This window comes from Pseudoduganella sp. jia 9 (assembly GCF_055502615.1).
This window is the reverse complement of sequence record NZ_JBUPWE010000008.1, coordinates 218,331-232,443: the sequence shown is the minus strand read 5'-3', so window position 1 is coordinate 232,443 and position 14,113 is coordinate 218,331. Positions and strand designations below refer to the sequence as shown.

The 14,113-nt window shown below is 66.3% G+C and carries 8 protein-coding genes; 4 read left to right on the top strand and 4 right to left on the bottom strand.

Features of this window, described 5'->3' with window-relative positions:
• Positions 1 to 120: 120 nt before the first annotated feature.
• From ACY34H_RS12155 to ACY34H_RS12140, 4 genes are all read left to right on the top strand, one after another.
• Positions 121 to 1,407: an MFS transporter gene (locus tag ACY34H_RS12155; RefSeq protein ID WP_464977750.1), complete on the top strand. Its 1,287-nt coding sequence runs from the start codon at positions 121 to 123 to the stop codon at positions 1,405 to 1,407.
• Positions 1,404 to 3,773, top strand: a complete 2,370-nt coding sequence (locus tag ACY34H_RS12150; protein WP_464977749.1) for a beta-galactosidase — start codon at positions 1,404 to 1,406, stop codon at positions 3,771 to 3,773. The genes ACY34H_RS12155 and ACY34H_RS12150 overlap by 4 nt, the downstream gene beginning before the upstream one ends.
• Before the next feature lie 166 nt (positions 3,774 to 3,939).
• Complete coding sequence (locus tag ACY34H_RS12145; protein ID WP_464977748.1) at positions 3,940 to 5,091, top strand: matrixin; 1,152 nt, start codon at positions 3,940 to 3,942, stop codon at positions 5,089 to 5,091.
• Between the two features lie 161 nt (positions 5,092 to 5,252).
• Entirely contained in the window at positions 5,253 to 6,341 is a 1,089-nt protein-coding gene (locus ACY34H_RS12140; protein ID WP_464977747.1) for a DUF4214 domain-containing protein, read from the top strand.
• Between the two features lie 96 nt (positions 6,342 to 6,437).
• On the opposite strand, the gene ACY34H_RS12135 is transcribed toward ACY34H_RS12140, so the two are convergent.
• The 4 genes from ACY34H_RS12135 to ACY34H_RS12120 form a co-directional block, all read right to left on the bottom strand.
• The gene (locus ACY34H_RS12135) at positions 6,438 to 7,208 is read right to left on the bottom strand and encodes a ThuA domain-containing protein (protein ID WP_464977746.1); all 771 of its coding nucleotides are present in this window, start codon (positions 7,206 to 7,208) and stop codon (positions 6,438 to 6,440) included.
• A gap of 199 nt (positions 7,209 to 7,407) precedes the next feature.
• Complete coding sequence (locus ACY34H_RS12130) at positions 7,408 to 9,579, bottom strand: beta-glucosidase (protein ID WP_464977745.1); 2,172 nt, start codon at positions 9,577 to 9,579, stop codon at positions 7,408 to 7,410.
• Positions 9,579 to 12,458 (bottom strand): glycoside hydrolase family 31 protein, encoded by a 2,880-nt coding sequence (locus tag ACY34H_RS12125; protein ID WP_464977744.1) that lies wholly within the window; start codon positions 12,456 to 12,458, stop codon positions 9,579 to 9,581. Before ACY34H_RS12125 ends, ACY34H_RS12130 begins: the two co-directional genes overlap by 1 nt.
• Positions 12,455 to 14,104, bottom strand: a complete 1,650-nt coding sequence (locus ACY34H_RS12120; RefSeq protein WP_464977743.1) for a GH35 family beta-galactosidase — start codon at positions 14,102 to 14,104, stop codon at positions 12,455 to 12,457. Before ACY34H_RS12120 ends, ACY34H_RS12125 begins: the two co-directional genes overlap by 4 nt.
• Between the last annotated feature and the right edge of the window lie 9 nt (positions 14,105 to 14,113).

The following is a 14,113-nucleotide window of genomic DNA, read 5'->3' as shown; positions in this document are numbered from 1 at the left end:
AGCGGCGCGGGAAAGACCAGCACGGAAGCCCGCGCAGGAAAGTCAGGCAGCACAGCCGGAGCAGGAAAGGCAAGCAGCACAGCCGGCGCAGGAATGTTGCGCGGCGCGGCCGGCGCAATAATGCCAGGCAGCGCGGCCGGTGCTGCCGCCCTGGCCGGCATGCTGGGCTGGCTGCTGCTGGGCGACCTGGGCATCGCGATGCGCGACCGCGCGGCGCTGCCGTCCGCGCTGGAACTGCTGCGCGTGGCCGGTGCATCGGATACGGCCACGTCGCTGCTGCTGTCCACCGTGCCGGCGCTGCTGTCGATGTTCGTGGTGCCGATCGTGGGCTGGCACTCGGACCGGCACCGCGGCCGCCTGGGGCGCCGCCGGCCGTTCCTGCTGGTGGCGGCACCGGCCGGCTGCCTGGCCCTGGTCGGCCTGGCATGCTCCCCCGCGCTGGGCGCGGCGGCCGACGCGGCGCTGGGCGACTGGTCCCCGGGCGCGCGCATCTGCCGGCTGGCCGCGTTCGGCCTGTTCTGGACCCTGTTCGACTGCGCGGCGCTGTGCGCGCTGTCGCTGTTCACGGGGCTGGTCAACGACGTGGTGCCGTTCGGCTGGCTGGGCCGCTTCTACGCGCTGTTCCGCATCGTCGGGCTGGGTGCCGGCATCGCCTTCCACACCTGGGTGTTTGCGCTCACCGACCACTACCTGGCCGAAATCCTCGCCTGCACCGCCGTGGTGTTCGGCGCCTGCATCGTGGCGATGTGCGTCGGCGTCCGCGAACCTGCGGCCGGGGCCACGGCGGCAGCCGCCCCGGGCGAGCGGGGCCGCGGCTTGCCCAAGGGGTTCATGACGCCGCCGGTCCTGTGGGCGATCGCGATGTTTGCCTGCGCCGCGTTCACCTTCAACCCGTTCAACACCTTCTACCAGTTCTTCGCCCACGCCAGCGCGGTGCCGAAGGCCACGCTGGGCATGCTGACCGCGATCGGCTATGCCGTCTCGATCGGCTCGGCCTTCGCCATCGGCTGGCTGGTGGACCGCTGCGGCGCGATGCGCATCTCCGCCATCGTCATGGCGTCGTACTGCGCGGTGGCCGCGCTGGGCACGCTGGTGGTCGACGATGCCGCCAGTTTCCAGGCCGTGTACCTGTGCCACGTGATCGTCTCCGGGGCCTGGTGGACCGCCGCGGCCTCGCTGCCGATGGCGCTGTTCCCGCGCGAGCGCTTCGTGCAGTTCAACGCCAGCAAGGATTTCGTCGTGGTGTCCGGCATGATCCTGCTGGGCATCGTGCAAGGCCCGCTGCTGGACCTGTCCGGCCACGATTACCGTCTCACCCTGGGCTGCGGCGCCGTATTCTCGGCGCTGTGCCTGGTCTGCCTGGCGCGCCTGCGCGCCCTTCATCAACCAACAGCCAGAACCACATGACCAACCAGCCATCCCGCCGGCGCGTACTGCTCGGCACCGCCGCTGCCGTCGGCAGCACCCTGCTCCCTTCGATCGCCGCCGCCGCCCCCGCGCACCGCTTCGCCGTCGGCGACAACGACTTCCTGCTGGACGGCAAGCCCGTGCAGATCCGCTGCGGCGAAGTGCACTTCGCCCGCGTGCCGCGCGAATACTGGATCCACCGGCTGAAGGCGATCAAGGCGATGGGCCTGAACGCCGTGTGCGCGTACCTGTTCTGGAACTACCACGAATGGCGCGAAGGCCGCTACGACTGGAGCGGCCAGCGCGACGCCGCCGAGTTCTGCCGGCTGGCCCAGGCCGAGGGCCTGTGGGTGATCCTGCGCCCCGGTCCCTACGCGTGCGCGGAATGGGAGATGGGCGGCCTGCCGTGGTGGCTGCTGAAGAGCGGCGGCAACGGCAAGCCGGATGCCTTCCTGCGCACCCGCGACGACAGCTTCGTGCAGCCGGTGCGCCGCTGGATGCGCGAAGTGGGCCGCGTGCTGGGCCCGCAGCAGGTCACCCAGGGCGGGCCGATCCTGATGGTGCAGGTCGAGAACGAATACGGCTTCTTCGGCGAAGACCTGGAATACATGCGCGTCATGCGCAAGGCGCTGCTCGACGGCGGCTTCGACGTGCCGCTGTTCCAGTGCAACCCGACCAACGCGGTGGCCAAGACGCATATTCCCGAACTGTTCTCGGTGGCGAACTTCGGCAGCGATCCGCAGCGCGGCTTCGCCGAACTGGCCAAGGTGCAGAAAGGCCCGCTGATGTGCGGCGAGTATTATTCCGGGTGGTTCGACACCTGGGGTGCGCCGCACCGCACCGGCAGCGCCGCCAAGGCGGTGGCCGACATCGAGGCCATGCTGGCGGCGAACGGCTCGTTCAGCCTGTACATGGCGCACGGCGGCACGTCGTTCGGGCTGTGGGGCGGCTGCGACCGGCCCTTCCGTCCCGACACCACCAGCTACGACTACGATGCGCCGATCAGCGAGGCCGGCTGGGTGGGCGAGAAGTTCGACGCCTACCGCGCCGGCATCGGCAAGCACCTGGCGCCCGGCGAGACGCTGCCGCAGCCGCCCGCGCACATGCCGGTGACGACGATCCCCGCCTTTACGCTGGCCGAGACGGCGCCGGTATTCGCCAACCTGCCGTCGCGCGTCATCCGGGATGTCACGCCGAAACCGATCGAGCAGTACGACATCAGCCGCGGCGTCATCGTCTACCGCGTCACCTTGCCCGCCGGGCCGGCCGCCGTGCTGGAAGCGGCCAAGGTGCGCGACCTGGCGTGGGTCTACATCGACGGCAAGGAAGTCGGCACGCTGGATACGCGCTACCGCCGTTTCCGCGTCAACCTGCCGGCCCGCACGAAGACCACCACGCTGGAAATCCTGCTGTACACGATTGCCCGCGTCAACTTCGGCGTGGAAATCCACGACCGCAAGGGCCTGCACGGACCGGTGACGCTGCGCGCAAAAGGGAAGGAAGCGATCGCGCTGGAGAACTGGGAGATCAGGGCCATCGACTTCGATGCGGACGGCGTGCTGCCGCCGCTGGAGTGGAAAGCCGGCAAGACCAGGGGCCCGGCCTTCTGGCGCGGCAGTTTCGATGCCGCCAGCGCCGCCGACACCTTCCTCGACATGACGAGCTGGGGCCAGGGCATCGTATGGATCAACGGCCGCTGCCTGGGCCGCTACTGGAGTATCGGCCCGACGCAGACCATGTACCTGCCCGGCCCGTGGATCAAGGCGGGTCGCAACGAGGTCGTGGTGCTGGACCTGACCGGCCCGCAGGACAACCGCATCGCCGGCGTGGCAAAGCCGGTGCTCGACCGGCTGCGTCCGGAGCGCGACCTGGTGCGCCCGCCGAGCACGGCGCGCCTGGCGCTGCAGGACGTGAAGCCGGTGCACGAAGGCCGCTTCCAGCCGGGCGGCGCCACGCAGGACGTGCCGTTTGCCCAGCCGGCCCGCGGCCGCCAGCTGTGCATCGAGGCGCTGGATGCGTTCGACGGCAAGCCGTTCGCCGCCATTGCCGAACTGGCACTGCTGGGCAAGGATGGCAAGACGCTGAACCAGACGCTGTGGACGATCGCCTATGCCAGCAGCGAGGAAGCGTCGAAGGAAGACGGCACGGCGCTCAACGCCATCAATGGCCAGAACACCGACTTCTGGCATTCGGCCTACAGCAAGTCGGTGGCGCAGCCGCCGCACCGTCTGGTGCTCGACCTGGGCACGCCGTTCGAGGTGGCGGGCCTGCGCTACACGCCGCGGCAGGGGCCGGAGGGCGTGACAGGCCGTATCCGCCGCTACCGCGTCTACGTCGGCGACAAGCTCGTTACGGAAGAGGCTTGAACGATAGGCATGCACAAGCGGCATGAACTAAAGGAACGCACGCTTGACTGAACGGTAACTGGACACTCTGCCCATGAGTGCACACTCACCGCGCGCACGGTTGACCCGGCTGTGCGCGCCGGAAATACTGGAGGCCTTCCACACGTTTTGAGGTCTTTCGGCATTCATGGCAACCGTTGCACAAGCTACCAGCACCACTCTCTCCGGCTACAACCACATCGACGCGCTGCTCGGCAATCTGCCGAACTGGAACTACGTCACCCCCGGCACCAACACGCTGTATTACTCGTTCTCCGTCGCCAGCAACCTGGAAGCGGGCAATTCTTCCCTGTTGAGCGCCCCGCAGGCGTTTACGGCTTCGCAGGCGGCCGCCACGCGCGGCGCCATGTCCTATCTATCGAAGCTCACCGGCATCAAGTTCGTGGAAACGGCCGATGCCAACCTGGCGCAGGTGCACTTCGCGAACGCCAACCTGGCCGGTTCCGGCACCACGGGGCTGGACAGCAACCGCATCGGCTATTCGTACAACGGCAGCGGCGTGGTGACGAAGTTCAGCGCCGCCTCCTATGTCTACCTCGACAACGCGGAGTGGGCCGGCATGAACGCCAACCTCGCGCCCGGCACGCAGGGCCATGAAACGCTGCTGCACGAGCTGGGCCACATGCTGGGCCTGAAGCACCCGTTCGAAGGCGCGATCAGGCTGCCGTCCACCACGAACGACACGTCGCACACGCTGATGTCGTACACGCACGCCGGCGGTATCCATTCGACGTTCAGCGAGAACGACATCGCCGCGCTGAAGTGGCTGTACGGCGGCGACGGCCTGGCCGGCAACCTCGGCGTCAATTCGGTCACCGGCGCGCGCTGGCTGGCCGGCACGAGCACGGCCAACTCGCTGGCGGGCGGCGTCGCCAACGACATCCTGGAAGGCGCCGGCGGCAACGACGCATTGAATGGCGGCGCCGGCACCGACACGGCGTTCTACAACGGTGCCCGCAGCGCCTACATGGTGACCCGCACCGGCACCGGCTCGTGGAACGTGACCGGCGCCGAAGGCAGCGACACGCTGTCGAACATCGAGCTGCTGCGCTTTACGGACGCGACGGTCACGCTGGCCACCGGTGCCGTCACGATGACCGCCCCGTCCACCGCCACGGTTGCGCTGGCCACGCCGTTTCCCGCCACCGACACCGTTGCGCTGCAATCCGGTCAATCGAAGGCCATGGTTCGCGCCGAGACGCATGCGGCCGAGGACAGCATCGACGTGCAGCTGGTGGGCCGCCACGAGCACGGCCTGGGGCATCACGACATGGCGTGATGTGGCGGCATGGTTCGGCGGCATGGTTCGGCGGCAACATCCGTCGCGCCGGGCCGTCGCCATATTGCCGGTTCTCCGCGCATTGCAACAAAGTGTAATCCCGCCGCGCGCGCCGTGCGCGGCGGGATTATGCTGACGCAAACCCACACGCGAGGACTCCGATGGCATCGTTTCCCTACCTGCAGCTGACCAACGCCGACATGGCGACGGCGGCGCACCTGACCTTCACCCCGCGCACCGCCGGCGACGGCTATGACAACGGTGCGCAAGTGGCCAGCACGGCGCCGGGCGCCGGCAACCAGCCGATCTTCAGTTTCGCGGCGGTGGCGGGCGCGCTGTACACCGTCACCTCGGAAAGCTGGTTCGATCCCTATAACCTGGTGCTGTACGACGAGGACGGCTACGCGCTGGCCGAGGACGACGGCTGGGGCCCCATCGGCCAGGACGGCCTGAGCTTCATCGCGCCCTATTCCGGCACCTACTACGTGGACGCTTCCTGGGACCAGGGGGCGCCGCCGAACAGCGGCATCCGGCTGGACATCCTGGAAGACCTCGACACGGTACCGCTGGCGATCGGCAACGGCACCGCGAACGACGACGACATCACCGGCACCAACGCCAACGATGCGCTGTACGGCCATGCCGGCTGGGACCTGCTGGAAGGCAAAGGCGGCAGCGACCTGCTCGACGGCGGTACCGGCATCGATACCGCGTGGTATGAAGGCAGGCTGGAGGATTACGACGTGGCCGTCGCCGGCCACCGCCTGTTCGTCACCGACACCGTGGGGCTGGACGGCAGCGACACGCTGGTCAATATCGAGCGGCTGGACTTCGCCGACGTGGCGCTCGCCTTCGATGTCGACGGCCCCGCCGGCGAAGCCTACCGGCTGTACCAGGCCGCGTTCGACCGCACGCCCGACGAGGACGGCCTCGGCTACTGGATCGCCCAGATGGATGCCGGCGCCAGCGTGCGCAACGTGGCCGCGTCGTTCGTGAACTCGAACGAGTTCCGCACCGTCTACGGCAGCAACCCGAACAACGCAACGATCATCACCGGCTTCTACGAGCACGTGCTGAACCGCACGCCGGACGCCCCTGGCATGGAATACTGGCTGGGCATCCTCAATGGCGGCAAGGACACCGTCGCCGGCGTGCTGGCCTCGTTCAGCGAAAGCCAGGAAAACTATGCTCAGCTGGTCGGCGTGATGCAGGACGGGATGGCGTACCAGGTGTGGGAGCCGCATGTCTAGCGTGCCGGCCTGTCACCGGCGACACCACCGGTGACAGGCTCCAGTTTCGCTAAAACACCTGTTGATTAACAGCAACCGCCCGGAAGTGGCTCCGCGCTACCTCGGCGCCTTGCCGCCCGCCGGCAAGGCCTGGAATCCCTTGCCGGTCGCGGCCCAGTAGATGCCGCCGTACAGATGGTGGCGGAAGACCGGGTCGGCGTAGGTTGCCGGCAGGTGGCCCAGCGCCGTATAGAACGACCGGCCGCCGTCGAACTGCTGGTACCAGCTGACCGGGTGAAAGGCGCCCATGCCCCGGGTCTTCGCGGTTTCCGGCCGGTAGGTCGATTCGTCGACCGACAGCAGGTAGCGCAGGCCCTTCGATTCGGCGCCACCGTACTCGTACCACTCCTCCGTCACCAGCGTGCGCGGCGCGAAGCGCTCCATGCCCGGGAAATTCGGGTCCTCCACCTTCAGCACGGCCGACTGCACGGCTGGATGCGTCACGAACATGTGCCCGACCAGCTGGCGGTACCACGGCCAGCCATGCTCGGTATCCGCCGCCGCATGCACGCCGACATAGCCGCCGCCGGCGCGGACATAGCGCTCGAAGGCGCGCTGCTGCTCGTCGTCGAGCACATCGCCGGTGGTCGACAGGAACACGACGGCCTTGTACTTCGCCAGCTCCCCGTCGTTGAAGACGCGCTTGGCATCCTCGGTCCAGAACACATTGAAGTCATGCAGCCTTCCCAGCTCGCGCAGCGCCGCCACGCCCTCATGGATCGACTCGTGATGCCACCCCGCCGTGCGCGAAAACACCAGCACATCGAACTGCGCCGCCAGGCCAGGTGTGGCTGCCAGGGCAAGTACTGCAGCTACAGCAAATTTCATGTCTCCTCCGAGAGTATTTCCTGAAACCGGGGTCTGACCCCATGTTCTGGAAATTGTTGTCAAATCTGGCTGTGTGAGCTCGGTTGCAGCAAAAAAATTGCCCAGACTGGCCTGGCTGCCTGTTCCGGCAATGCGACCAAGGTCTGGGCAATTAATTTCCTGAAACCGGGGTCAGACCCCGGTTTGCAGAAATATTTTACTATGGCAAGGCCAGCGTGGTGCGCGAGGTGATGGCGTCGGAGGCGCCGCCGAGGTGGAACTCGTAGGTGCCGGGGGCGCGCTGCCAGTCGCGGGATTTGGCGTCCCACACGGTCAGCATGCGCGGGTCGACGGTGACGCTGACGCTCTTGCTTTCGCCCGGCTGCAGCGCGACCTTGTCCCACCCGGCGAGGCGGCGCGGGGCTTCCCAGCCGGCGGCCCTGGCGGAACCGGCGGCGGGGCCGGCGTACACCTGGGCGACCGCCTGGCCGGCGCGCTTGCCGGTGTTGGCGACGGTGAACGACAGCACCACCTTGCCGCCGTCGTTGCGTGCTTTCAGGTCGCGGTATTCGTACGTGGTGTACGACAGCCCGTGACCGAATGCAAACAGCGGCTTCTTGCCGGTTTTCTCGAACCACTTGTAGCCGACGGCCGCGCCTTCGATGTTGTAGTCGGTGGTGAAGCGGCCATCGCGGCTGGTCGGGTCGCCGTCGATCTTCGGCCGCGGCAGCTGGGCTTCCGAGGCGGGGAACGTGAAGGCCAGGCGGCCGGACGGGTTGACCTCGCCCACCAGCAGCCGGGCGATCGCCTCGCCGCCGGCGGAGCCGGGGAACCACGCGGCCAGCACGGCGCTCACGTTGTCCAGCCACGGCATGGTGACGGGGTTGCCCGTCTCCAGCACGACGACGGTACGCTTGTTGGCACCGGCCACGGCGGAAATCAATGCATCCTGATTGTCCGGCAGCGCCATCGACGGCGCATCCAGGCTCTCGGCCGCCCACTGGGTGGCAAACACGATCGCGACGTCGGCCGACGCCGCAGCCTTCGCGGCGGCGGCGGCATCCTTGCCGTCGACGTAGGTCACGCGCGCCTTGGTGCGCGATGCAAGCGCCTTCATCGGCGACGACGGCAGCCAGATGATCGGCCCCGGGAAGCCCTTCGGCCCTTCACCCTTCACGGCGCTGCCGCCATGCGGGTGCACCTGCGCCGCGCCGCCGCCGGAGATCACCGCCTTGTCGGCATGGCCGCCGATGATGACGATCGACTTCACGTCGGCCGCCAGCGGCAGCACGTTGCCGGCGTTCTTCAGCAGCACGCTGCCCTCTTCCGCCACCTGCCGCGTCACCTTGGCATGCGCCGCGAAGTCGATCTTCTCCGGCTCCACCTTCGGCTGCGGTGCGTCCATCAGGCCATTCGCATACATCGCGCGCAGGATGCGCCGCGCCATGTCGTCCAGCCGCTCTTTCGGCACGTGGCCGTTGTCGACGGCTTCCTTCAGCGCGGGGCCAAAGTACATCGACTTGTCGAATGGCCAGCCGGACTGCTGGTCCAGGCCCCCGTTGGCGGCCTGCGTGGTCGAGTGCGTGGCGCCCCAGTCGGACATCACGAAGCCTTTATAGCCCCAGTCCTTCTTCAGCACCTGGTTCAGCAGCCAGTCGCTTTCGCAGGCGTACACGCCGTTGACCAGGTTGTACGAGCACATCACCGAACCCGGGTCGCCACGCTCGATCGCGATGCGCAGCGCCAGCAGGTCGGACATCTGCCCGGCCGGCTCGTCGATCTTCACGTCGATCGTGTTGCGGTTGGTTTCCTGGTCGTTGAAGGCAAAGTGCTTGATCGTGCCGACCAGATTGTTCGACTGGTTGCCGCGGATCTGTTCGCCGGTGATGACGCCGGCGAGCAGCGGATCCTCGCCCGCATATTCGAAGTTGCGGCCGTTGCGCGGATCGCGCATCAGGTTCACGGCCCCGCCCAGGATCACGTTGTGGCCGGACAGCCGCGCCTCGCGGCCGATCATCGCACCCGCCTCGTACGCCAGCTTCGTGTTCCAGCTCGACGCGGTGGCCATGCCCGACGGCAGCGCGGTGCGCTCGCGCGGCGCCGGCGACGGCTGCGTGGCCACGCCCAGGCCGGCATCGGTCTGCCACTGCGGCGGGATGTTCAGCCGCGGGATGCCCGGCACGTAGCCGGCCGTGTACGGAATCGCGTCCTTCGGCGGTTTCACGCCGCCGAACTCGGCGCCGAAATAGCCGAACACCAGCAGCAGCTTTTCCGCCTGCGTCATCTGCGCCACGGTGTCCTGGGCGCGCTTGTCGGCATCGGGCGCAGCATGCGCCGCGCCTGCAAAGGCCGCCGCCAGGGCGACGGCCACCACTTTCTTCATCAACGCCATTACAGTTTCACCGTCACTGGTTTGCCCTCATACGTCACTTCCTTGTCGGCCGTGTCGAACGTGTCCGCGCTCGATACGCCCGGCTTCACGAAGTGCACGCGGAACGTGCGCTTCGCCACCATGCCATGGTAGCCGTCGCCGCCGCGCTGGCCGATGGTCAGCGTGCCGCTCTTCTCGTCCCACGACAGCGGGATACGGGAGTACTTGCCGCGCTGGTAGTCCTCGGTCACGCCATCATCCTCGTAGAAGCTGAACTGGCCGTTGGCGCCCGTGTAGACCTTCAGCGTGATCGGCGCGTCCGGCTTCTCGTCCACGTACTGGGTAACAGGACCCATCGGCACGATCGAGCCGGCCTTGACGAACAGCGGCATGCGGGTTTCGGGCGCAGCGGCCGTCACCGTGCGGCCGCCCTGCAGGCGCTCGCCGGTATGGTAGTCGTACCACTGCGCGCCCTTCGGCAGGTACACCTTGCGCTCGCGGGCACCGTATTCGGACACCGGCGCCACCAGGAAGGCATGGCCGAACAGGAATTCGTCCTTGACGTCCTTCGAGCCCGGGTCGGTCGGGAAGTCCATCACCAGGCCGCGCATGATCGAGCCGTCGTTGAAGTAGGTGCTCGACGCGGTCGCGTAGATGTAAGGCATCAGGCGGTAGCGCAGTTTCAGGTACCACACCATCGAGTCGCGCATCGCCGAGCCTTCCGGCGCGATATTGTGGATCTCGCGCTTGACCACTTCGCCGTGCGAGCGGAACAGCGGCGTGAACGCGCCGAACTGCCACCAGCGCAGGTTCAGCTCGCGCCATTCCTTCAGGTCTTCCGGCTTGATTTCCACGCCGCCGATGCCGCGGTTTTCCTGGGCCGAACCCAGTTCGCCGCTCTGGAAACGGGTTTCCTGCGCATAGCCGCCGATATCGTGCGTCCAGTTCGGCACGCCGGACATCGACGAGCTGACGCCGGCCGAGATCTGGTCGTACAGGTTGTTCCAGCGGCCCACCGTGTCGCCGCTCCACGTCGCCACGTAGTTGCGCTGCACGCCGGCAAAGCCGGAACGCGACAGGATGAACTGGCGCTTGTTCGGCTGGTCGCGTTTCAGGCCCTCGTACAGCGCCTGCGTCTGCACCAGGCTGTACGAGTTGAACGTGATTTCGCCGGGACCGTAGACGGTCGGGCCGATCAGCTTCTTGAAGTCTTCCAGGCGCGTGTTCGACAGCACGTCCGGCTCGGTGTTGTCGAGCCACCATGCATCGAAGCCCAGGTCGACCAGCTTGGCCTTCATCTGGCGATAGTAGATGTCGCGCGCTTCCTGCGTGTACGGAGAATAATGGCTGTTCTTGTAGCCCGGGCCAACCCAGTCCAGCGCGCCATCTTCGACGTTCTTGGTCCACATGTGGCCCTTGGCCTTCAGCTCCTGGTAGTTGTCAGTGTTCTCGTAGAACTTGCCCCACACGGACAGCATGATGCGCGCGTTCATCTTGTGAACCTCGTCGACCATGCCCTTCGGGTTCGGGAAGCGCTTCGGATCCCAGTCGTGCGAACCCCAGCCGTTTTCCGGCCAGTAGAACCAGTCCTGCACGATGTTATCCAGCGGCCAGCCGTTCTGGCGGTAGGTCTTCACGGTGTCGAGCAGCTGCTCCTGCGTCTCGTAGCGCTGGCGCGACTGCCAGAAGCCGTAGGCCCACTTCGGCATCAGCGGCTGGGTGCCGGTCAGCACTCGGTAGCCGCCGATGACGTTGTCGATGCTGGTGCCGCGGATCACGTAGTAGTTCAGGCCTTCGGCGATCTCGGACGAGAACTGGAGCGAGTGGCGCTCGGCCTTCGGCAGCGGGTTGTTGTGCGCCACGTAGATCATGCCGCCTTCCGGCTTCCACTCCAGCTTGAAGTCCACCGGCTTGCTGGCGGCGAAGTCCACCTCGAAGTTGTGGTACCACGGGTTCCAGCCCTGGCGCCACACGTCCATCACCTGCTTGCCGTTCACGGTCAGCGTGGCGTAGTCGGACGAGTACAGCTTCATCTTGTGCACGCCCGGCTTGTCGCTGGACAGCTTGCCTTCCCAGACCACCTTGACGTCCTTCAGTTCCTTCAGCGGCTTGAGTTCCTTCGGCCAGAACTCGGCGACATCCTTCAGGTACTGGTAGTTGATGTTGTCTTCGCGGCGTTCCAGCGCCAGCTTGCCGCCGATGTAGTAGCGGGCCGTCAGCGCGCCTTCCTTGCCGGCGGCGTCCGTCAGCTTCAGGTCGCGGCCGATCGGGCCGTAGGGACGGGCATCGCCGAAGCGGGTGATGCCGTTGTTGTCCCACAGGATGCCGTAGTTCTTGTCCGAGACGACCAGCGGGATCGCGATGTCCATATTGTGCTGGAGCAGGTCGACGTCTTCACCGTTCAGGTTCATCTGGTTGTTCTGGTGCTGGCCGGTGCCGTAGAACGCATCCCTGGTGCCGTAGTTGAAGCCCTGCTTCACGGCCAGGTACGGCTTGCCGCCCACCGACACCGGCTGCAGGTCCTCGGCATCCTGCTTCAGGAACACGGCGCCGCCCTTGTCGGCGAACTGCACGCGGCCATCCTTCAGCGACACGGTGGCCACCAGTTTCTTCGTCGTCAAGGTCACGGCATCGCCGCTCTTCTTCACATCGAACGTACAGGCGCAAGGCTTGGCAATCGTCATCAGCGACGGCGTCAGTTCCTTGCCGGCCTGGTCGACTTTCACGACGTGGATGATGTTGTCGGCCATGACTTGCAGGCGGATTTCCTTCGCTGCGCCATTGTCCGGCGCGATCGTCACGCCGGCGGCGGTCTGCTGGAAGGTGCCGGCCCATGCCGGGGCACCCGCGGCGACCATCAGGCACGCCAGGCTCACTGCTTTGATATTCGATTTGATCATTGATATGTCCCGAGTTTAATTTTGAGCACGAATGGCTTGCTGCCGAAGTTGAGGCCGTAGTCCGTCTGGTCGCCGTTCCACACGCGTTCCATCACCCACTTGCCATTCGCATACTGCCCTTCTTCCACGCGTGCATACATCGACGATTTCCCGGCATTGCGGCCGGCCGGGTCGAACTTGATGCGTGCGTTCTGCGCCACGACGAAGAATTCGTTGTCGGCGATCTGTGCGATGGCCAGGCCGCCGTTCGGTTTTTCCGTGCCTTCGACCGGATCGTTCTTTTCCATCGAATCGCCGAACTGGCGCTGGCGGAAGCTGACGGTAGCCTTCCAGCCGTCCAGCGCGATATCCTGCGGCTTGCGGTCATCATGCTCGAACACGCCGCGGGTGCGGCCTTCGAAGCCCCATTTCGCCCACTCGCGCATCATCGGCCGGAACGCGCCGTACACCTTGCCGAACGGCGCGGTCATCGTCTTGTCGGTGGCCTTCGAACCGAGAGGATAGTTGGAGAACGCAAAATAGTCGATGCCGAACGGCGCGAAACCGATACCGCCCTGGCCGAACACCGCATACGCCACGCGCGCGAAATCTTCCGAGTTGCCGATTTCCGGCACGAACAGCGGATTGTCCTTCGTGTGGAACTGCTCGAGCGTCTTCGCCACCTTGTCGGACTCGTGCAGGTAGATGTCCGGACCAGCCACGTCGATATGCGGGGCGGCCGCTTCATAGATGCCCAGCACGTCGTAGGTCGGGCCGCCACTGGCGAAGTTGCCCTTCCACGGCGCCATCGGTTCCACCGGATCGCGCAGCGCATTATTGACGAACATCGGCAGGTCGTAGACGGCACGGCCGGCCTTGGCGATCTCCTCGATGTAGTTCGCCACCGCCCACGTGTGGAAGTACTGGTCGGCGTAGTCGCCGTAGACTTCCTTCCACGTGCCGCTGGACTTGCCCTTGACGGGAGATTTCTGCTTCGCCAGCACGGCGGACGGCACCGGGCCGTTGAACGCCTTCTGCGCGGCCGGGCTGTGATCGCGCACCAGGCCGTAGGTGCCGACTTCGTTCTGAACCTGCACCATGATCACGGTCTGCCTGTCGCCGTCGATGGCCTTCAGGTGCTTCATGAACTCGACGAAGGCGCGCTTGTCCAGCTTCAGCGTCTCGGTACCGAACGGCGAATGGCTGTAGCTGCTCTTGCCCTTCTCGTCGACCATGCGCGGGAAGCGCTTGTTGTCGAACTTGACCCACTCCGGCAGGTAGGCCGGCGCGGTGTTCTTCCAGGTGCCGAACCACAGCAGCACCAGGCGCACATCCTTTTCGCGCGCTTCCTTCACCAGCGTGTCGACGAAGCTGAAGTCGAACTTTCCTTCGACCGGTTCGACCTGCTCCCACGCGATCGGAATTTCCAGTGTGTTGGCCTGCGCATCGGCGACGGCGGCCCACACCTGCGGCAGCGCCTTCGGGTAATTGCTGGAGTTGTGCGCCTGCGCCCCCAGGATCAGGTACGGCGCGCCATCGACCATCAGGGCGTGGCGCCCGTCCTTCGATACGACACGCGGCAGCTCGGCGGCCATGGCCGCCGATACCACCATCATGCACGCACCGGCCAGCAAGCTCTTCGTGAAAATCTGCTTGGCGGTTTTCATCGGCTCCCT

Bases quoted from the DNA above. Each gene is read 5' to 3' on its own strand.
- ACY34H_RS12155 (WP_464977750.1), top strand. From the start codon at position 121: ATGCCAGGCAGCGCGGCCGGTGCTGCCGCCCTGGCCGGCATGCTGGGC.
- ACY34H_RS12150 (WP_464977749.1), top strand. From the start codon at position 1,404: ATGACCAACCAGCCATCCCGCCGGCGCGTACTGCTCGGCACCGCCGCT.
- ACY34H_RS12145 (WP_464977748.1), top strand. From the start codon at position 3,940: ATGGCAACCGTTGCACAAGCTACCAGCACCACTCTCTCCGGCTACAAC.
- ACY34H_RS12140 (WP_464977747.1), top strand. From the start codon at position 5,253: ATGGCATCGTTTCCCTACCTGCAGCTGACCAACGCCGACATGGCGACG.
- ACY34H_RS12135 (WP_464977746.1), bottom strand. From the start codon at position 7,208: ATGAAATTTGCTGTAGCTGCAGTACTTGCCCTGGCAGCCACACCTGGC.
- ACY34H_RS12130 (WP_464977745.1), bottom strand. From the start codon at position 9,579: ATGGCGTTGATGAAGAAAGTGGTGGCCGTCGCCCTGGCGGCGGCCTTT.
- ACY34H_RS12125 (WP_464977744.1), bottom strand. From the start codon at position 12,458: ATGATCAAATCGAATATCAAAGCAGTGAGCCTGGCGTGCCTGATGGTC.
- ACY34H_RS12120 (WP_464977743.1), bottom strand. From the start codon at position 14,104: ATGAAAACCGCCAAGCAGATTTTCACGAAGAGCTTGCTGGCCGGTGCG.